The 20,013-nt window shown below is 27.3% G+C and carries 23 protein-coding genes; 8 read left to right on the top strand and 15 right to left on the bottom strand.

Annotated elements, in window-relative coordinates; all coding sequences use genetic code 11:
• Positions 1 to 101 precede the first annotated feature (101 nt).
• Genes QZ429_RS03010 through QZ429_RS02995 form a run of 4 tightly spaced genes read left to right on the top strand, consistent with a single transcriptional unit; the run spans position 102 to position 3,721 of the window.
• The gene (locus QZ429_RS03010; RefSeq protein WP_291950867.1) at positions 102 to 1,214 is read left to right on the top strand and encodes a bifunctional 2-C-methyl-D-erythritol 4-phosphate cytidylyltransferase/2-C-methyl-D-erythritol 2,4-cyclodiphosphate synthase; all 1,113 of its coding nucleotides are present in this window, start codon (positions 102 to 104) and stop codon (positions 1,212 to 1,214) included.
• A complete protein-coding gene (locus QZ429_RS03005; RefSeq protein ID WP_291950864.1) occupies positions 1,214 to 2,089 on the top strand; it encodes a hypothetical protein in 876 nt (291 codons plus the stop codon). The genes QZ429_RS03010 and QZ429_RS03005 overlap by 1 nt, the downstream gene beginning before the upstream one ends.
• Complete coding sequence (locus QZ429_RS03000) at positions 2,067 to 3,227, top strand: sulfate adenylyltransferase (RefSeq protein ID WP_291950862.1); 1,161 nt, start codon at positions 2,067 to 2,069, stop codon at positions 3,225 to 3,227. Before QZ429_RS03005 ends, QZ429_RS03000 begins: the two co-directional genes overlap by 23 nt.
• Before the next feature lie 2 nt (positions 3,228 to 3,229).
• Positions 3,230 to 3,721 carry a phosphatidylglycerophosphatase A gene (locus QZ429_RS02995; protein WP_291950859.1) on the top strand — a complete coding sequence of 164 codons (492 nt, stop codon included), beginning with the start codon at positions 3,230 to 3,232 and terminating at the stop codon, positions 3,719 to 3,721.
• Between the two features lie 72 nt (positions 3,722 to 3,793).
• Here QZ429_RS02995 and QZ429_RS02990 read toward each other — a convergent pair whose 3' ends face one another.
• On the bottom strand, positions 3,794 to 4,249 hold the full coding sequence (locus QZ429_RS02990) for a hypothetical protein (RefSeq protein WP_291950856.1): 456 nt from the start codon (positions 4,247 to 4,249) through the stop codon (positions 3,794 to 3,796).
• Positions 4,246 to 4,527, bottom strand: coding sequence for a hypothetical protein (locus tag QZ429_RS02985; protein ID WP_291950853.1), 282 nt, complete (start codon positions 4,525 to 4,527; stop codon positions 4,246 to 4,248). The genes QZ429_RS02990 and QZ429_RS02985 overlap by 4 nt, the downstream gene beginning before the upstream one ends.
• Before the next feature lie 94 nt (positions 4,528 to 4,621).
• Between QZ429_RS02985 and QZ429_RS02980 the strand changes: the two genes are divergently transcribed.
• Positions 4,622 to 4,873 carry a helix-turn-helix transcriptional regulator gene (locus QZ429_RS02980; protein WP_291950850.1) on the top strand — a complete coding sequence of 84 codons (252 nt, stop codon included), beginning with the start codon at positions 4,622 to 4,624 and terminating at the stop codon, positions 4,871 to 4,873.
• Position 4,874: 1 nt separating this feature from the next.
• Here the strand turns inward: QZ429_RS02980 and mnmA are convergent, their stop codons facing one another.
• The 10 genes from mnmA to aroQ form a co-directional block, all read right to left on the bottom strand.
• Positions 4,875 to 5,891, bottom strand: a complete 1,017-nt coding sequence (gene mnmA / locus QZ429_RS02975; RefSeq protein ID WP_291950848.1) for a tRNA 2-thiouridine(34) synthase MnmA — start codon at positions 5,889 to 5,891, stop codon at positions 4,875 to 4,877.
• Positions 5,854 to 6,486, bottom strand: a complete 633-nt coding sequence (locus QZ429_RS02970; RefSeq protein WP_291950845.1) for a TIGR00730 family Rossman fold protein — start codon at positions 6,484 to 6,486, stop codon at positions 5,854 to 5,856. The genes mnmA and QZ429_RS02970 overlap by 38 nt, the downstream gene beginning before the upstream one ends.
• Positions 6,483 to 7,331 carry a flagellar motor switch protein FliY gene (fliY, locus tag QZ429_RS02965; RefSeq protein ID WP_291950842.1) on the bottom strand — a complete coding sequence of 283 codons (849 nt, stop codon included), beginning with the start codon at positions 7,329 to 7,331 and terminating at the stop codon, positions 6,483 to 6,485. The genes QZ429_RS02970 and fliY overlap by 4 nt, the downstream gene beginning before the upstream one ends.
• On the bottom strand, positions 7,324 to 8,412 hold the full coding sequence (fliM, locus tag QZ429_RS02960; RefSeq protein WP_291950839.1) for a flagellar motor switch protein FliM: 1,089 nt from the start codon (positions 8,410 to 8,412) through the stop codon (positions 7,324 to 7,326). Before fliM ends, fliY begins: the two co-directional genes overlap by 8 nt.
• Positions 8,413 to 9,099 carry an RNA polymerase sigma factor FliA gene (locus QZ429_RS02955; RefSeq protein WP_291950836.1) on the bottom strand — a complete coding sequence of 229 codons (687 nt, stop codon included), beginning with the start codon at positions 9,097 to 9,099 and terminating at the stop codon, positions 8,413 to 8,415.
• Positions 9,086 to 9,445, bottom strand: a complete 360-nt coding sequence (locus tag QZ429_RS02950) for a hypothetical protein (protein WP_291950834.1) — start codon at positions 9,443 to 9,445, stop codon at positions 9,086 to 9,088. The genes QZ429_RS02955 and QZ429_RS02950 overlap by 14 nt, the downstream gene beginning before the upstream one ends.
• A 14-nt stretch (positions 9,446 to 9,459) precedes the next feature.
• Positions 9,460 to 10,323, bottom strand: coding sequence for a flagella biosynthesis ATPase FlhG (flhG, locus tag QZ429_RS02945; protein WP_291950831.1), 864 nt, complete (start codon positions 10,321 to 10,323; stop codon positions 9,460 to 9,462).
• On the bottom strand, positions 10,316 to 11,692 hold the full coding sequence (gene flhF, locus QZ429_RS02940) for a flagellar biosynthesis protein FlhF (RefSeq protein ID WP_291950829.1): 1,377 nt from the start codon (positions 11,690 to 11,692) through the stop codon (positions 10,316 to 10,318). Before flhF ends, flhG begins: the two co-directional genes overlap by 8 nt.
• 8 nt (positions 11,693 to 11,700) lie before the next feature.
• On the bottom strand, positions 11,701 to 12,177 hold the full coding sequence (gene folK, locus QZ429_RS02935) for a 2-amino-4-hydroxy-6-hydroxymethyldihydropteridine diphosphokinase (protein ID WP_291950919.1): 477 nt from the start codon (positions 12,175 to 12,177) through the stop codon (positions 11,701 to 11,703).
• A gap of 117 nt (positions 12,178 to 12,294) precedes the next feature.
• Complete coding sequence (aroQ, locus tag QZ429_RS02930; protein WP_291950827.1) at positions 12,295 to 12,780, bottom strand: type II 3-dehydroquinate dehydratase; 486 nt, start codon at positions 12,778 to 12,780, stop codon at positions 12,295 to 12,297.
• A 91-nt stretch (positions 12,781 to 12,871) separates the two neighbouring features.
• On the opposite strand from aroQ, the gene QZ429_RS02925 reads away from it, so the two are divergent.
• Together QZ429_RS02925 and sppA are read left to right on the top strand one after the other, a co-directional pair.
• Positions 12,872 to 14,095, top strand: coding sequence for a metal-dependent hydrolase (locus QZ429_RS02925; RefSeq protein ID WP_291950825.1), 1,224 nt, complete (start codon positions 12,872 to 12,874; stop codon positions 14,093 to 14,095).
• The gene (sppA, locus tag QZ429_RS02920) at positions 14,083 to 14,976 is read left to right on the top strand and encodes a signal peptide peptidase SppA (RefSeq protein ID WP_291950822.1); all 894 of its coding nucleotides are present in this window, start codon (positions 14,083 to 14,085) and stop codon (positions 14,974 to 14,976) included. Before QZ429_RS02925 ends, sppA begins: the two co-directional genes overlap by 13 nt.
• A 5-nt stretch (positions 14,977 to 14,981) precedes the next feature.
• On the opposite strand, the gene ribD is transcribed toward sppA, so the two are convergent.
• Positions 14,982 to 15,968, bottom strand: coding sequence for a bifunctional diaminohydroxyphosphoribosylaminopyrimidine deaminase/5-amino-6-(5-phosphoribosylamino)uracil reductase RibD (ribD, locus tag QZ429_RS02915; protein ID WP_291950820.1), 987 nt, complete (start codon positions 15,966 to 15,968; stop codon positions 14,982 to 14,984).
• A gap of 116 nt (positions 15,969 to 16,084) precedes the next feature.
• On the opposite strand from ribD, the gene QZ429_RS02910 reads away from it, so the two are divergent.
• Positions 16,085 to 16,750 (top strand): BspA family leucine-rich repeat surface protein, encoded by a 666-nt coding sequence (locus QZ429_RS02910; protein ID WP_291950819.1) that lies wholly within the window; start codon positions 16,085 to 16,087, stop codon positions 16,748 to 16,750.
• On the opposite strand, the gene QZ429_RS02905 is transcribed toward QZ429_RS02910, so the two are convergent.
• Together QZ429_RS02905 and QZ429_RS02900 are read right to left on the bottom strand one after the other, a co-directional pair.
• Positions 16,747 to 18,102, bottom strand: a complete 1,356-nt coding sequence (locus QZ429_RS02905) for a restriction endonuclease (RefSeq protein WP_291950816.1) — start codon at positions 18,100 to 18,102, stop codon at positions 16,747 to 16,749. The two genes, QZ429_RS02910 and QZ429_RS02905, sit on opposite strands and share 4 nt — an antisense overlap.
• On the bottom strand, positions 18,102 to 19,937 hold the full coding sequence (locus QZ429_RS02900) for an AAA family ATPase (protein WP_291950812.1): 1,836 nt from the start codon (positions 19,935 to 19,937) through the stop codon (positions 18,102 to 18,104). The genes QZ429_RS02905 and QZ429_RS02900 overlap by 1 nt, the downstream gene beginning before the upstream one ends.
• Positions 19,938 to 20,013 lie beyond the last annotated feature (76 nt).

Below are 20,013 nucleotides of genomic sequence, written 5' to 3'. Positions count from 1 at the left end.
TTCTTGATTATGTTAAAAAAATAATTCTACTAGCATAAATATTAATTTTGGCTTTTATTATGTATAATATTGTAACATTTATAAAAATTAAGGTGTAACAAATGTTAGATATTTCCTTGATTATGCTATCTGCTGGAGATTCCTCAAGATTTAATCTTCCCGTAAAAAAGCAATTTTTAAGACTAGGTGATTTGCCTTTATGGCTATATGCTACAAAAAATATTAGCTCTTTTTATCCTTTTAAACAGATAATTGTTACTTCTAGTAATATTTCTTATATGAAAAAATTTGCTCCTGAATATAATTTTGTTAAAGGTGGCAAAACAAGAGCCCAATCCCTGCTTAATGCTTTAAATTTAATTCAAAGCGAATATGTTTTAGTTAGCGACGTAGCTAGAGTTTTAATTAGCAATAATCTACTTAATAATTTAATAGAAAATTATGATAAGGCTGATTGTATTAGTCCTGTTTTAAAAGTAGCTGATACTACTATTTATGGACAAAGTGTCATAGAAAGAGAAAAGATTAAACTCATACAAACTCCTCAACTTTCTAAAACTATTATGCTAAAAAAGGCATTAGAAAAAAGCATAGATTTTACAGATGATAGCACTGCTATACAAGCTATTGGAGGGAAAATCTGGTATATACAAGGTGATGAAATAGCAAAAAAAATCACTTATAAAGAAGATTTAAAAAATATAAATTTACCAAAACCTTCTCAAGATATTCTTAGTGGAAATGGCTTTGATGTCCATGAATTTGGAGAAAAAAGGCCTTTAATTTTAGGTGGCATACAAATTCATCATGATATGGGACTTAAGGCTCATTCTGATGGAGATGTTTTAACACATTCTTTAATCGATGCACTTTTAGGAGCAGCAGGACTTGGAGATATAGGAGAGCTTTTCCCAGATGATGATAAGCAATACAAAAATGCAAATTCTATACATTTACTACAACATAGTTATAACTTAATACAAAATTATGGATTTGAGCTTGTTAATGCTGATATTACTATAATAGCTCAAACACCAAAAATGAAAGATTTTAAAGATAAAATTATTTTCAATATTGCCAAATCTTTAAAAATTACACCTAATAAAATCAATATAAAAGCTACTACAACAGAAAATTTAGGTTTTATAGGAAGAAAAGAAGGAATAGCAGTTTTAACAAGCGTGAATTTAAAATATTATGATTGGATAAAATAATGAAAGTATTAATTGTTGAAAATGAATTTTATTTAGCACAAAGTATAGGCTCAAAGTTAAATTCCATAGGCTATACTTGTGATATCATCACAAGTACCAATGAATTAACAAATTCTGAATACGAAATCATATTGCTTTCTACTAGCATAGCAAATTTTGAATACATAGTAGAAACGTTTAAACATAAAATTATCATTTTGTTGATTTCATACATAAGTTCAGACACGGTTTTATCACCACTTAAAGCAGGTGCGAGCGATTATATACAAAAACCTTTTATGATAGAAGAGCTAACACGTAAAATAAAACATTTTCAAGATTTTAAAAAAATGGAAATTTTAAATTCTGCTTATGAATCTTATTTAAAACATAAATTTGAAACCATTAAACTAGCCAACTTTAACTATAAAAAGATGAAACTACCATTAATTTTAAAAGCAAATAATCAAATTTATGCAGATTGTTTTGTATTTAACTATTCTAGGCAAAATAATATTGCAAGTATATATATAAATCTTTCTCATCCTCAAAATTTAGACAAAATGTTAAAAAATAACAATGTGTATTATCTTACGAATTTTCAAAGTTTAAAGCCTTTGGAAAAAGAAAAGATATTAAATTTAGCGACTAAAAAATCTGTTATCATTCACACAAATACCAATATAGAAAACACAAATTTTCAAATTTTAGAACTTATAGATGAAGAAAAAGGCTTTGAAAATAACGGAATTTTAACTATAGATGATTATGTTAAGCATATTATACTAAGCTATCAAAATGTATTTCCTGATACAGATTTATCTAAAAAATTAGGAATTTCAAGAAAGTCTTTGTGGGAAAAAAGGAAAAAATATGGCATTAGCAAGAAAAAATAGCATTATCATTTCAGAAGAAGAATATGAAATTTTATGTTTTATAAAAGAAGGAATTTTTGGTTCATTTACAAAACTAATGAATGAAAAACAAAGAAATGAATTTTTAAAAACTGGTATGATTAATCAGCACAAAATTCCTTATGCATTAACTTTTGCTCCAAGTAATGAAAATAAAAAAGTTATAGAAAATGCAAAAGAAAAAGAAAAATTAGAATTTATTTGCAATGATCAAATAGTAGGACATATCATATTTGAAAGTAAATTTAAAAATGATAAAAATACTAATGATATTTTTAAACCTAACACTTGCTCGATAAAGGATTTTAGAGAAATTTGCATTAGCGGAGAAATAGAAATTTATCAAAATCGTATTAAAACAATCAAAAAAGATTTTCAAAAAATTAAAGAAAAACTTAATCCTTCCAATATCACTGCAATAGTTTCAAGTTTTGATCCTTTTCATAGGGCTCACGAAAGAATTTTAAGATGGTCTATAGAACAATCTGACTTGGTTGTTATCTTTTTAATAGAATCTTATGAAAACAATGGTTTAAGTTTAAATCTTAAAAAACGCTGTTTTGATGTATTTGCACAAAATTATTTACCTTCTTCAAGAGTTTTACTCATACCTTTGCATAATATAAAAATTTTTGCTTCTCATTTAAATCCTATTTTAGAATGTGCTTTAGCAAAAAGTTTTAATTGCAATAAAGTCTTTGTAGGACAAAATCACGCTGGACTTGGAATGTTTTTTAATCACAATAGAGCTTTTACAATACTTGATGATTTTGCAAAAGATTATAATATAGAAATCACCATACTTCCTGAATTTGTATTTTGTGATGAATGTAAAATGATAGTTAGTGCTAAATCGTGCCCTCATGGAGCACATCATCATATGAAATATCACGGAGATTCTTTGAAAAAGCTACTTAGACTTGGTATTATTCCACCAGCAGTTTTTATAAGAAGAGAGATTTCTGCTTTGATTTTATCAGAGCTTTTTCCAAATCGCTTCCATAATAAACAAAATATTTATAGTAATTTATTCCCAACACATGGAATTTTAGAATATAGAAACGATAAAGAATTTTATGAGCAACTAATAAAACTTTATCAAATGTCTTATATGGTGTAATTATGCAAAAACTATTTTTAACTTTTTTTTATTCAGGGAGTATCAACAAAGCTCCAGGGACTTTTGGAACAATAGCAGCGTTAATTCCTGCATTTTTTATTTTACGTTATTTTGGTATAGAAACTTTAATTTTATTGGCAGTTTTACTTTTTCTAATCTCAATAAAAATTATTGATAATTATGAAAATAAAACTGGCAAGCACGATGATAAACACATTGTAATAGATGAAGTTGTTGGCGTATTTTTAGCTTTAGCAATTTGTGGGCAAAGTGTCTTTACTTTTTTACTTTCTTTTATTTTATTTAGATTTTTTGATATCACTAAACCTTCCATCATAGGAAAAATCGATAAAAAAGTCAAAGGTGGCTTAGGTGTAATGCTAGATGATGTTTTAGCAGGAATCTTTGCAGGATTACTTAGTGCGGTAATTTATGGAATCTTGCTTAAATTTAATCTTTTATGGTTTGATATAAGCATTATGGAGATATTTTAACAGAATTTTATTTTACCTCTTAAATTAATCAACATTAAAGAGGTAATTTTTATAAAAATTTAAAGCAATATATCAATCACTATCTTTAACTTGTAATTTTAACAATAATTTATATACTAAATATATCATAAGTATCATAAGCAAAAAAGCTAATTTATATACTAAATACTCTAATGCTCCCACAAAAGAGAATTTATCCCAATCAGTTCCAACCCCACCTTCAAGATAATAATGAGGTCTATAATCATCTTTAAAGTATCTATCAAAATTCCACCCTTTAGGATTATCACCAAAATAAAACATATTAGCCACACTTTGTATAAAATTTATAATACCACAAACAAAAGCACTACCAAATCCAGTAGTATAAGTTCCTTGATATTCATTAGAAGTTAAACTTCTCATATAATTATCCATAGTATTATTATAAGCTTGAATAAGTTGTTGATATTCTTGTTCTTTAGTATCATAATTATTAGAGCTAAAAACAACACTTATTAAAATACATAATATTATAATTTTTTTCATTGACTAACCTTTAATATTAAATTTTCTTGATAGCTAAATTGAGCAATAGAATTTTTTATTTCCACTAAATTTTCTCGTGTTTCTTCTGTAAGAAATTTATAAATATCATCTTTAAAATTTTCTAAACATTTAAATCTAAAATTATTAAACTCCTTATTTTCTATATTTATTAGCGTGATACAAATTTCATTACTTTTAAGATATTTTATATTCACTTCTTTTGTATTAATAGTGTCAAAAATTCTCTTTCTACCATTACTGATAATTTTCTTTATCATATTATTACCTCTTTAATTTATCCTATAGGATATTTTTAAAAAAATTATATCTTTGTAAAGTTTAATTTCATATTAATCCTATAGGATAAATTTAATGGAAGAAAACTTTAGTAATGCAAGTAATGAAGAAATTTTAAATTTTTATAAAAAAATATCATCAAATATAAGAAAAATAAGAGAAAATAAAGGAATTTCGCAATTAGAATTGGCTTTAGATATTGGCATTAAATCAGTAGCGTTTTATTCAAATTGCGAATGTAATCGATACGGCAAGCATTTTAATTTAGAACACTTATATAAAATTTCAAAAAGTTTAAAAACCCCTTTAATTGAATTGCTAGAATAAACTATTTAATAAAGCCACTAGCTAACACTAAATCTTTATCATAAAAAACTGCCATTTGCCCGCTAGCTAGTCCATAAACAGGCTCTTGCAAGGTAATCTTAGCACTTTTATCCTCATTAATCAAAACTTTACACGGAGTTGATTTTGATCTATAGCGTATTTTTACTTCACAATCTAACTCTTTCATATCAACAAACAAATTAATACTATCTAAACTAAATTCACTTATTTTAAGCTCTTCTTTTTTACCCACTATAATTTCATTTTTTTGCGGATCAATCTTTAAAACAAAATGAGGCTCGTGCGCACCACGCACTTTAAAACCTCTTCTTTTTCCTATAGTATAGTGCATATAACCATCGTGCTGACCTATTTCTTCGCCCTTGCTATTTCTAACAATACCAGGAATTTTTGTATCCATAAATTGATTTAGCACACCAATATAAGTATCTTCTACAAAACAAATTTCAGAACTTTCCTTTTGTGTAGCAAATGATTTTAAAACTTCGATTGTAGAAGCAAACTTTTTAACATCTTCTTTTTTCATATTGCCAAGTGGAAAAATCAAATATTTTAGCGCTTCTTTATCTGCATTAGCTAAAAAATAACTTTGATCTTTGCTCTCATCAAAAGCACATTTAATTAAATTATTTTCTATCCTAGCATAATGTCCTGTAGCAAGCTTTTGACAACCTAAATTCTTAGCAAATTCTAAAAGCTTTCCAAGTTTAATAAAACGATTGCATAAAGCACAAGGATTTGGAGTTTTACCTTCTTTGTATGTATTAACAAAAGGCATATAAACTTGATCTTTAAAATCTTCTTGTAAATCTAAAATATGATACTTTATACCTAAAAATTTAGCAACTTTCTCAACTTTTCGTATATTTTCTTCGTGATAATTTGGCTTTCCGTGAAGTTTCATATAACACCCTATAACCTCATAGCCAGCTTGTTTTAATTTATAAGCAGTAATAGTGCTATCTACACCTCCGCTCATCGCAACAAGAATTTTCATCATTTTCCTTTATTATTCTTATAATTTCATCTAAATCATCACTTATACTATACTTTAACTCATCATTTTTAGATATAGTTTGAAGTTCTAGTAAAGAAGTTTTGATAAATTCATCAAGAGTATGCCAAAATTTTTGCCCAACTAAAATAATAGGAACATTTTTTATATTAAGTTGTTTAAGCGTAAGAATTTCAAAAAATTCATCTAATGTTCCAAAGCCGCCTGGGAAAATCACAAAAGCAAAACTCTTTTGAATAAGAGCCATTTTGCGAATGGCTAAGCTCTTAAAAGTGATATTATACTCTAAAAAACTATTTGCTTTTTGTTCAAATGGTAAATGTATATTAAATCCTATTGATTTTAAATGCGAATTTTTACTTTGCATAGCTCCATAATTAGAAGCTTGCATTATCCCTGCTCCTCCACCACTTACAATACAATACCCTAAATTAGCTAATTTTTTAGCTAAATTTGAAGCAAACACACAATATTCGTTGTCTTGTTTTAATCTTGCTGAACCAAAAAAAGTTACACAATTGTGAATTGAGTCCAGTTTTTCTAAATATTTAACATCATCAATGATTTTTTTTATCATCTTAATTGTTCTAATCTTTCCTTTTTAGATCCAATTTCAGTAATTTGAACTCCAAAATTTCCATCTACAATCACAACTTCACCATATGCAATTCTTTTATCGCCTATTAAAATTTCTAAAGGATCATTAGCAAGCTGATCAAGCTCTATAACAGAACCTATATCCATAGTCAAAACGTCTTTTAAAAGCATTTTTTTACTACCTATACGCACCCTTATAGGCAAACGCACATCCATAATAAGACCAATATTTTTTAACTCCTCAACATTGGCTAAAATTCTATGCTCTTGTGTATTATCTGTGGAATTTGATGAGGTTTCTACTGCTTCTTCTAAATCAGTTTTAGTTAAAATTTTATAAATTTTTTCATCAAATACTAAGGAAATTTTTTCCTCTAAATCAGCAATTTTTACATTATAAAAATACAATTTATAAAAGCCTTCAAGCTCTAAATTATCGGCAACAAACTCACAACTTTCTAAATTAAATTCCATTTTAGGGATTTCTTTTTGGGCACCTAAGGTTGTAGAAAATGCTGAAATAACATTTTGCAATGCTTCTTTTGCTGCGTCCATTTCATCATCGTTTAATTTACTATTTTTAGAAATCTCCTCTTCACCCATCATCCATTCACCAATAGCACTCATCAAAACAGCACTAGATAAAATTTTAATTTTCATATCATTATTTACTATAAAAGTAGCACTTACTAATGGAGGGGTCATAGAGTCTTGAGAATTTACATCATATTCATAATACTCACTAAATCCAGCACTTTTACCTGTTAAACCTTCTATAGTGCTTATACACTCATTTACAAATATACTTAAAAAATCATTAATCATCTTCTTCCTCTTCTAAATCATCGTTGCCATCATAAGAATTTGCTTTTGCTCTTCTTTCATCTTCATATTTTTCAAGTATTTCTTTAATCTCATCTTTATCAGTTTTAATCAATTCTAATATTTTAATTGATTTTCTAAATCTATGAAGTCCTACTTGAGCTAAAAATACATCTTTTTTATCTATAGAAACTACGGCCTTATCATCAGCTGTTCTATCAAGTTTTAAAATATCTCCTTGTTTAAGTTCTAAAAATTCATTAACACTTACAAAAGTTTTACCAAGCATTGCTTCATAAATAACTTCAGCACGTCCAATTAAAGTTTTTAACTCTTTATTTCTTGATTTTTTCGCTGATGTCTCACCCATCATAATATCACGATTTGCTAAACGACTTAATACACTCTCTAAATGCACTACCGGATAACATATATTAACCATACCGCTTGAATTACCTATAATAATCTCCATAACGACCATAATAACAATCTCATTTTGAGAAACAATTTGGACAACATTAGGGCTTGATTCTTTAGCTTCAACACTTGGATAAATTTCAGTTACATTCATCCAACTTTCTTTTAATCTTTGCATTATAATACGCAAAATAGAATCAAGCAAATTAAGCTCTATTTCCGTAAGCTCTCTTAAGGTATCAAAACTATCACCTTGCCCACCTAAAAGTCTATCTATCATAGGGAAAGCGATACTTGGATTAATCTCTAAAACACAATTTCCATCAAGAGGTTTAATAGAAAAAACATTAAAACTAGTAGGGCTTGGCAAAGACATCAAAAATTCACCATAAGTCATTTGATCTACAGAATGCAGTTTAATCTCAACTATACTTCTCATCATAGAAGAAATTTGCGAAGCAAGATTTCTTGCTAATTTATCATGAATACCTTTAATAGAACGAAGTTGTTCTTTGGAGACTCTATTAGGACGCTTAAAATCATATACAACTATATCTCTTTTATCTTCTAATTCTTCGATTTTAGAAGGAGTAGCACTATCATCACTATCATCATCAACAACTTCTAATAAAGCATCAATTTCCTCTTGAGAAAGTATTTCAGCCATTTAAGCTAACCTTTCACGAATTTTCTTTAATAAACGTTTGTGAATTTGAGAAATTCTAGATTCGCTAATTTCTAATATTTCAGCTATTTCTTTTAAATTTAACTCCTCATAGTAATAAAGCTGTATCACAAGCCTTTCTCTTTCTTTAAATTCCTCTAAAACTACGTTGATTTTTTCTATTAATTCTTCTTTTTCAATTTGCTCTATGATATTGCTATCATTAAAACAATTTAACTGATCATCTAAAGGCATAACAAGAGAAATCGCATGTGCAGCTCTTGCTTCTTTGACTTTTTCAACTTCTAAATTTAGTCTTTGTGCTAAATACTCATCATCTGGTTCTTTTTCATTTTCTTGATAAAATTCATCAATAATTACATCGATATCCTTGATGATTTTTCTGTTGCTTCTACTCATCACATCAAGACTTCTTAAATAATCAAGCATAGCACCATTAACTCTTTTTCTAGCAAAACCCCAAAAATTATCATTTTGCTCTTTATCATAACGACGTGAAAGCTTTATCATTTCCTCAACGCCTATGCTAATTAAATCATTAACATCAATACTTGCTGGCAAACGTTCTTTAAGTCTAAATGCCATAGCCTTTAAAGCAGGCATATAAGAAATAACTAAATCATCTTGCTCTTTTTTTAAAGTGGAAACATAAGCATTATGCGGCTGCATGTCTTGCACTTCTTTTCTTATTAGATGTTTCAAGTTTTTTAAGATCTTCTCTTTCTTCTTGAAGTTTTTCAAGTAAATATTCCATTTTCTTTTCTCTAGAAGCTAATTCTGTAATAAATCTATTATTTTCTGTTTCATATTTTTCTTTATTAAAATGCCTACCACTGATTTTATGAATATCCACAAAAATCATTATAACAATATGAATTAAAACATAAAAAACAAAAGTAATTAAACAAGTATAAACTACTATTTCTACAGCACTATCAATATTAACTATAGTAAACATTAAACCTATAAAAAAACCACAAACTGTAAAAAAAGCTACAAAATTTTCTGGTCTCATAATTTTCCTTCAATTTAAAAACGATCCAAAAGCTTCTTAAAAAAACTCATTATACTTCTATCGCCAACATTATTAAGCACTTTTTGTTCCAACCTATATAAAAGCTTGGAGGCTATAGTTTTAAGCTCATCGCTTGCATTAGTATCATCATCACTAAATAAAGTTCGTTTTTTAATACTTGAACTAATATCTTTACTTTGAGTTAAAAAACCTAAAAATTCTAAATCAAGATTATGTTTTATATTAATATCTGCAACCTTTTTAATATTATCAAAAATTCTTAAAGCTTCATTTTCATTTTTAACTACATTAAAAATCATCAACAAATTCTCTTTAGTTTTTGAAGTAGTTTTAATAGTAGCATAAGCATCGGTAATTGCAGCAGGATCAGGAACGGTAACTACTATAACCTCATCTGACATTTCTAAAAAATTGCCTATATTGCCACCAATTCCTGCACCAGTATCGATAATCAAAAAATCTAAATCATCTAAAATACTAGTTTGATTTAAAAATCTCTCATAAATATTTTTATCATTATATTTTAAAATTTCATCACCACTTTCACCAGGTATTAACCATAAATTTGTCTTAACTTCTATCAAAATATCCTCTAAAGAACATTCGCCCTTTAAAACGTGCAAAAGATTTTTTTCTACTCGAACATTAAGAATCACATCTAAATTCGCAAGCCCTATATCTGCATCAAAAAGTCCTACTTTATAGCCATTTTTAGCTAAAACATTACCTAAATTTGCACTAAAAGTGCTTTTTCCAACACCACCTTTACCGCTAGTTACAGCGATAAAATGGGTTTGTTTTACACTAGCTTTCTCATCTTTTACAAGGTTTTTTAATTTTTCTGCTTGATTACTCATTTTCATCCTTTTTAAAACCCTCTAAAACACAACGAACTAAAAAGTCGCTATTTGCTATTTCAATATCATCAGGCACCTCTTGCCCTATGGAAAAAAAACTCATCGGAGTGCTTGTTTCATAAAGCAAAGAAAATACATTACCAAAAACTTTAGTTTCATCAAATTTAGTAATAATTAAAGTATCTATATTTAAAAATGAAAAATTATTATAAGTTTCTAACAAATCTTCATATTTAGTATTTGCAGAAAGAACTAAATTTACATCAATTTGTGCATTAGAATGTGATAAAAATTCCTTAGTTTTTTCAAGTTTTGCTTGATCATATTGTGAATTTCCCGTAGTATCTACTAAAATTACCTCACAAGTATTTAAACTTTTTATAGCATCATCTAAATCCGTTGGATCAATACTATCAATAATAGGCAATTTCATCATTTTTGCATATTGAAAAAGCTGCTCAACAGCACCAATTCTATAAGTATCAAGCGTAATAATACCTGTCTTATAACGTCTGTCTCCATAAGCATAGCGAAAAGCAAGCTTAGCCAATGTAGTAGTTTTGCCAACACCAGTTGGTCCAACCAACATCATAATCTTTTGTTTTTTAATTTCACTTTCTAAACGACAAGGAAACATATTTCTTAAAAGTGAGTAAAAATATCTTTGCACAGCTTCTTGATTAACCTTCATAGTGCTTGGCATATTTTCTATAGTAGCTTTCATAATAGCTTCTAAGTGGGATTCTTGCATACCACTTGCTTTAGCTTTTTTATAAATGCTAGCAAATTCAGGTGGTATAACAAGCTCTTTACGCAAATCTGCCTTATCATCCCACATCATATCCACAAGTAAATTCATTTTGTCATTTAATTTACTCATTTGTTTTTCAAAAGATTCTATTTTTTTATCATAATTCACATTCTTAGCGGAAAAATCTTGGTAATTAGAAACTCTACTAATTTCTGAACTTACTTGAGAAAGCTTATTTTTTAAATTTAAAAAATGCTCATCTTTCCTTCCTTTTTTTTGTATGCTAGATGATTCTTGTTTGATATTTTTAGAAAAATCAAGCACTACATCTTCTTCTTTTTCTTCTTCATATATAGGAGTTTGAATTTTTGCTTCTGGAAATTTCGCAATATCTGGCTTTTTCTTTTGTGGCACTGGTTTATTATTTTGTTTTAAATGTTCTTCATAATCAAGCTCTTCTATGGCAACAATAACTTCATATAATGGTTTTTGATTTATCGTTTTTGGACGAATTTGTTTATTAGTTACAATTAAAGCTTTATCTCCATAATCTTGCTTAACCTTAGGTATAATCTCATCAGTGCTCTCAACCGTAAAGGTGTGAATTAATTGTCCCATTTTAATCCTTATCTTAACAAGCCCAAAGGCAAAATCACGCTAATTCTATCATTTACACCCTTATGGGGTACTACGCAATACTCATCTTTTCTCACTTTTTTTGAAAAATATAATAAATCCAAATCCAGTGTTCTAGGAGCATTTTTAAAAGTTCTCTTTCTTTTAAATTTAAATTCATAAAAAAGCAAAACTTTTAAAAGTGCTCTTGCGTGCAAACTCGTGCTTATCACCATTACAGCGTTAGTAAAATCTTTTTGTTCTTCAAAACCAAAGGCTTTATTAATCAAAAATGGAGAAGTTTGTAAAACTTGCAAACGCCTATCTCGCATTAAAACTCTAAATAAAACTAAAAAACGATTTTTTTCATTTTTTATATTACTTCCTAAACCCACAATAGCCACATACTTACCTCTTCGTTGCCAATTAGTGTAAAAAGGAAAAAAACGATTTTTTTCTATACTCCTAGCTCCTTTTATATAAATTATAATACCACCACCTTTTTTGATACATCTAACTCTAAAATATCAAGTTTATTAAGCTTCAAATCCCTCTTAATTTTTCCATTTTTATGGATAAAATATATTAAGCATTCCTTATTTAAATTAAGAGTTCATTTGATCTTGTTGATTAATTTGAGCTGCTTTGTATGTGTTAATTCTATCAAAAATTTGAAAAAGTCCCATTAAAGCCATATGATAACCAAAAGGACCAAAGCCTATTATACTCCCTGCACAAACTGGAGCTATTATACTTTTTTGTCTAAATTCTTCCCTTCTGTAAGTGTTGCTAATATGCACTTCAATCACTGGTAAATTTATCGCTGCAATAGCATCACGTATTGCAATGGAAGTGTGAGAATAAGCTGCAGCATTGATGATGATTCCATCAACACTTCCCATACATTCTTGAATTTTATCTACCAACTCGCCCTCAAAATTACTTTGAAAAAATTCAATTTCATTATTTGCTTGTTTAGCAGCCATAGCCATTTGTTCGTGAATATCATTCATTTTCATATTGCCATAAATATGCGTTTCTCTAATTCCTAGCATATTAATATTTGGACCTTGTATAACCATTACTTTCATTTATCCAACCTTGTTTTAGCAAAATTTACTACATTATAGCATTTTAAAGCTAAATTTTAGCTACAATTTCCCTTTTAAAAAAGGTTGATGTATGTATATAATTGCTCCAAAAATAATTTTTACTTGTGATGATAATTTTAGTGTATTGCAAAATAAAGCTTTGCTTTTTAATGAAAAAATTTTACAAATAGACACTTTAGAAAAATTACAAAAAAACTATCCGCAAGCACAAGTTATTAATATCGATGAAAATTCTTTACTTTTGCCAGCATTTATCAATCCTCATACACACTTAGAATATAGTGCAAACAATGGAAATTTAATCTTTGGAGATTTTTTAAAATGGCTTGATAGCGTATTTAACAATCGCTTTATTTTAAACGAACAAGCAAAAGAAAAATTGATTTTACAAAATATACACAAAATGTTAAAAAGTGGCACAGCTACTATAGGCGAAATTTCAAGTTTTGGAAGTGATTTAAATCCTTGTATTAATTCTCAAGCAAGAATCATATTTTTTAATGAAATTTTAGGATCTAATAAAGAGCTAATACCAGAAAAAAAAGAAGAATTTTTAAAACGCTATAAAAAAAGTTTAGCACAAAAAAATTCTAAATTTATACCTGCTATCTCAGTGCATTCACCTTATTCTACACACCCTGAACTTATCAAATTTGCAATACAACTTGCAAAAGAAAATAATAATTTAATTAGCACTCATTTTTTAGAAAGTAATTATGAAAACAACTGGCTAAGGTTTAAAAAAGGAGGATTTAAAAAAAGTTTGTCTAAATTTGTTAAAAATCCTATGCCATTTTATACTCCAAAAAGTTTTTTAGAATTTTTTAAAAATCAAAGAACTTTATTTACTCACTGCGTATATTTAAAAGAATTTGAGCTTTTAGATAAAAATTTACATTCTATTACTCATTGTGCTATGTCAAATAAATTTTTAAGTAAAAAAACATTCAAACTAAAGCAAAATTTAAAATATAAAATTAATATACATCTTGGAACAGACGGCTTAAGCTCCAACACTTCTTTGAGTATGCTAGATGAAATGCGTGCAAATTTACTCATTCATAATAATTTTGAGTTAGAAAATTTTGCTAAAATACTAATTTTAATGGCAACTAATAAAGCTGCAAAAGCACTAAATTTAAATTTAGGAGAAATAAAAAAAGATAAAATTGCTGATTTTAGTGTTTTTGCTTTGCCAAGTAGTGCAAATTTAAATCAACTTCCTTTGCAATTTATCTTACAAAGCAAAGAAGTTTCAAAACTCTTTATAGAAGGAAAAGAATGCAAATTATAAAGTCATTTTTTAAAGGTATAGGAAAAATTATTTCTTATATCAATCAATATTTTAAAACCTTTGTGTTTTTATTTATAGTGTTTTTAGTCTTATCTCCAAGTGGAGAAAATGCAAAACTCTCTGACGCTAATTTAGCACAAATCAATTTAAAAGGTGAAATCACTAATGTAAATAATCTTTTAGAGCAAATATATAAACTAAAAGATAACAAAACTATAAAAGGTGTTTTATTTTACATAGATAGTCCAGGTGGAGCCTTTGCTCCAAGTATGGAACTAGCTTTAGCTATCAAAGATTTAAAGGCTAAAAAACCTGTAGTTGTATATGCAGGTGGCACCATAGCAAGTGGAAGTTATTTAAGTGCAGTAAGTGCAAATAAAATAATTGCAAATCCAGCAAGTTTTGTGGGCTCTATTGGTGTGATAATGCAAGGATTTGATGTAAGTAATTTAGCTCAAAAAATAGGCATTAGCGAGCAAACTATAAGTGTGGGAAGTTACAAAGAAGCAGGGACTTTTATGAGAAAATGGAGCGAGCAAGAAAAAGAATTCTTGCAAAATTTAGCAGATCAAAGCTATAAGCTTTTTACAAATTTTGTGGCTAAAAATCGCAATTTAGACTTAAATCAAACTCAACAATGGGCTGATGCTAAAGTGTTTTTAGCAAATGAAGCATTAAAATTAAAACTTATAGATAAAGTTGGAAATTACGAAGAAGCTAAAAAAGAATTAGAAAAAATTTCAAAAGTGCAAAATCCAATATGGCAAAAAGAAGATACTTTTGATAAATTTATAAAAAGACTAGAAGAACAAAGCACGAGCTTTTTTTCTAATGTATTTACAAAAATTTTTATAAAACTCAACGAACAAAGAATTTATTAAGGTATTTAAATTTTTTCATAAATTCCATAAGTATCATTTTCTAAAAAGCCTTTATATAAAGGCTTTAAATTTAAATTAAGTTTTATACTTTCTAGGGTATTGAAATTAGAATTTGAAAAAATTAAAAACATATCCATTTCATCTTTAAAAGCTTCTAAAAAATTCCCTCCCCCTTCATACATAATAAATTTAGCTTCTTTAGGGATACTTGAAAAAATCTGCCTATTTGGCACATTAAATAAAGGTATATTTTTATCAAATTCTTCTAATTTTTTATGACTTAACACACATACATTTGGTGCTTTAGCATTTGCTAACCTTGCGTCTAAAATAGGCCTATCATACCTTATAGTCTCTCCGCCTATTACGAGTAAATCAAGCTTTGAGCGTAGCGTGTGAGCATAAATTCTACTAGCTTTAGAACTGACTATTTTTCCAAGAGCTGAACCATTTAAAGAAAGAGCTAGTTTAAAAATTTTAAAGCTTGACTTTTGCCATTTTAAAAAAGGTTTTAAAAGCTCCTTAGCTCTTTTTTCACAAATTCCAATTTGCACTTTTATGCCTTGATTTTTTAAAAATTCTGCACCGCCACTTGCAAGTTTATGCTCATCTTTAGTGGCGATAAAAACTTCACTAAAACCAAGTGTGCTAAAAAGCTTTGCACACGGAGGTGTTTTGCCTTGATGATTACAAGGTTCTAAACTCACATAAGCAATAGCACCTTTTAATAAATTTTGATGATTTTTACAAATAAATTCATATAAATCATTTGCATTTTTTGCTAAATCTAAATTTGGATTAAGCATTTTTAAGGCTTTGCTTACTGCTTTAAGCTCTGCGTGGGCTTTACCTGCTTCTTTGTGTGCTTGTATGCTTAAAATTTTGCCGTTTTTATCTAAGATTACACAACCTACAGCTGGATTTGGATAAGTTAAAAACTGATATTTCCAAGCTTCATCTATAGCTAAATTCATATAAAATTCGTGATTCATATTACCTTCTATCGTTTTATTTTTAAAAATATAGCAAAATATATTAATCACTTATCAGTAAATAATCAATATAATAAATCAATATAATAAATTAATATAATTAATTTAGGAGCAATATGATTTGGACTATCATAGGAATAATGATATTTATACTTTTACTCTTAGCTTTTTGGGAATTATGGCTAGGTTTAACTTTGATTATATTAATCTCAACACTCATAATTGGAGCAATCATAGGAATAGGACTTTTAATATACTATAATATCGGTGTTGCTATGCTTATTTTCTCTTTCATAATTGGTGCTATATTAATAATCGGAGCAATTCTTATAGGTATAGTATTTTTATATTATATTTACACGAAAATTTTATCTCTAAAAAATTATCACCCAAAAACAAAAGATGAATTAAAAGAGTTGATCGAAAAGGAAATTAATTTAAAATATATAGATACCCGCTTTATTACAGACATGAGTGAATTATTTAAAAATTCTACAAGAAATGATTTTAAAGGATTAAAATATTGGGATGTTCAAAATGTAAAAAACATGGCTTCAATGTTTGAAGGTTGTGAAAATTTTAATCAGGATTTGTCGAGTTGGGATATTTCTAAAGTAAAAAATATGGATTTTATGTTTGAAAATTGCGTTAATTTTAATCAAGACTTATCTGATTGGGATACAAGTAAAGTTGATTATATGTATAAAATATTTAGAAACTGCCACAAACTTAACAAAAGCATTGCACAAAAATGGAAACTAGATCAAGACTACTTGTTTTAAAAAGATAAAGGTGCAAAAAATACTTGCACTTTTATATCATCTTTAAAACAGCGTTTTTCATATTCAAACCACAAATATTTACTTGCATTAAATACTAATGGCTTTTTGATTTTTTCTTTTAATTTCATCGTTCTTTCACAAAGCGGATACACAAGCTTTATATTATGAATTTTAAATTTACAAGCATAAGCAAACATTTGATACAAATCACTTTGAGCTATGCCGTGCTTTTTTTCATCTTCACTATCATCTGGAATTTTCCATTTGATATCTAAAATCATTTTATCCTTGATACATAAATCAGGTTTTAACATAAAACAATTTTCATCATTTTTTGAAACTAAATATTTTCCACTACTTTGAGTCTTAATACACTCAGTTGGATTAGCAAGTTTAAACATATAAGCCACATAATCTTCAAAAAGCTTTTGCATAGGAAAAAGCAAAGCAAAGGCTTCTTTTTTACCTTGAGTTGGCGTGAAAGAATGATGGAGTAAAAATATCTTACACCAAGAAATTAGATTTTCATAATAATTAAAATGTCTTGAAATTTTAAAGCTAAAATCCCTCTCATAATTTGTAGAAAATTCCACCTCATCAAGCATTTGCATAGCTTTGATGATTTTAAATTTATTCAAACTTGTTTTAGACTTTAAAAAATTTAGAGTTGATTTTATTAAGCGATTTGGTGCTATATCTAAAATAAATTCATCACTATTTGTAAAAAATCTTTCTTTGTGTATTAAATTTTGCTTAATATGTTCGTTAAAAAGCAATTTGCCTTTTAAAAAGACTCTATTTTCTTTACTATTTACATAAAATCTCATCAAACCCTTTTTATGCACGATATCAAATTCATCTAAAAACATAGTGATAAATACTTCAAATAAAGGCATTTTAGCAATTTGCAAAGATGAAATTTGAGATTTTTTAAATGGAGAATTTTTTAAGGTTTTTAGCATATTAATCAAAAGAACTTTGGGATCAAACTTAAAATCCTCTCCATAAAAATTCTCATCAGCTTTAGCCTGGCTTATTTGAGTTAAATCATAAGCTTTTAGCAATTTTTCTTTCGAGATAGTAGATGATTTATGCTCTTTATCTTTATAGCTATTTAAATTCACACATTTTGGTAAAATCTCTAAAACCCCGCTTTTAGTCTGTATAATACCTACATAATTTTTAGCTTTTAAAGTATTTTTATTTTTAAAGCCTAAAAGGCTTTCATTATTTTTTGCAAAATCTTCTAGCTCTTTATAAAAGCTTTTAGCTTTTTCTTTGAAAATATCTTGCAAATCTTCTTTAGAAAAAGCTTGGTATTCAATGATAGAAAAGGTATTATTTGTTTTCATTATTCATATATTTTTTTAAAAGTAGTCTTATCCCAAAATTTGCTATCACTAAATTTATAAATAACCTTATCACTTTCTATAAATTCTCTCATATTTTTCAAATAATTGTTATTTATATCTTGTTTTTCCAACATACCATTTTTATTTAAAACTGCGTCAATCAAAGCATAATCATCATAAAAATACTCTTGCAAAAGTGGGATTATTTTATTTTGAAAAACAAATTTTAAATCTTTTAAATTTTTAACACCTATAAAAAATGCGTGTCCGATTGTCTTTTCTCTATCTAGCAAGTATTCTATGCGAGTATTAATAGCTCTTAGTAATTCTTGCAGATTAACACCTTCGCAATCTATATCTAAATCATCACATTTTGGCATCATCTCAATAAATTCAAAACGTCTTCTTAAAGCTGTATCAAGTGAAGTTATACTTTTATCTGCTGTATTCATAGTGCCTATGATATAGACATTTTTAGGCACTCCAAATTTTTCGCCACTATATGGCAAAGTTATTTTTAACTCCTCTTTAGCACCTATTCTTTTGCTAGGTTCAATCAAGCTTATAAGCTCACCAAAAATCTTACTTACATTACCACGATTAATCTCATCTATGATGATTATGTAAGGTAAATTTACTTTTTCATCTTTTTCTTGGTAATCTTTCAAACCTTGCGATTTTAAATAATTCAATACCGCTTTAACATATGCTATATTATGTATTTCATCTACATTAGAGGTTTTATATAATTTTTCTATATTATCTATACTTACTGGGTAATCTTTATGATTTTTACTCATATCATTAAATTTAATTCTAAATGTTTTTCCATCTTTGTATTGAATAAGATACTTTGTATTTAGTAATTTAAAATATTCTTCTGGATTATTTTCATTTTGTCTAACATCTTCTTTTAATTTTTCTATATATTTTTTAAAATTCTCCATACTATCTTTGTTTTCCAAAGCCTTATTACAAAGCTTTTTAAAAACTCCATCTTGTATTTTGTATTTTATTTGCTCAGAATTTTCATCATCAAAATCAGGCTTTATACCTTCAATAAATTCCTCATATCCATAACTTTGATGAAAAGTAGTAAAAATGATTTGCCCATTTTTTACATATTCATTAAATTTTGCTTTTTTCTCATCTCTAGTTTGTAAATTTTCACCTAAAATTTCTAAAGCTTTGTCGATTGTATGGTAAGTTTTTCCTGTGCCTGGAGGCCCATAAAGAATTTGATTTAAAGGTAGATTTTGATTTTCACTTGGTGCTTTTTCATTTTCAAAATACTGCTCTTTGTAAATTTTTTCATTTTCATCGTTTCTTATTTCTTTATTGTTGATTTTGGATAAATAATTTCTATCTTGAATTTCATTTATTGGTAAATTTTTAAACCATTGCATATTTTCTATGATTTTATCAATAATCGCTTCAATATCATTATTTAAATTTGGATAGTTAAAAGCCACATTATTGAATTTTCTATTGTATTCATAAACTTTATTTTTTGCAATATAGTTAATTATTACATCCTCGCTATCTCCAATACGAACAAAAATTTCTCCACTTTCTCGCTTTATACCACAATATACATAAACGCCATAAGATGCTTTATATTCTTGCGTATCCATTCTTATAAATATAATCCAAGGAATTTTAGCTACTTTTCCCCTTCCATAACTCAATTTAGCAAAAAAATCATATTTTTTTAAGAAAATAAAATTATCTTCTTCATCTTTGCGAAGTAATTTATCGCCATTGTAGGCATTTCTAAAAAAATTAATTAAACACTCTTTAAATTTCTCTCTATCCTCATTTAAAAATTCAATCATAACACAACCTTTCTAATCTACAATTTTGATTTTTAAATACAATATAAACAAGATAAAGTATTAACTTTATCTTGTT

It is taken from the genome of Campylobacter sp., from assembly GCF_020024835.1.
Classification (GTDB): Bacteria; Campylobacterota; Campylobacteria; order Campylobacterales; family Campylobacteraceae; genus Campylobacter_D.
Note: the sequence above shows the minus strand (reverse complement) of the source record. Positions and strands in the feature narration are given on the sequence as shown.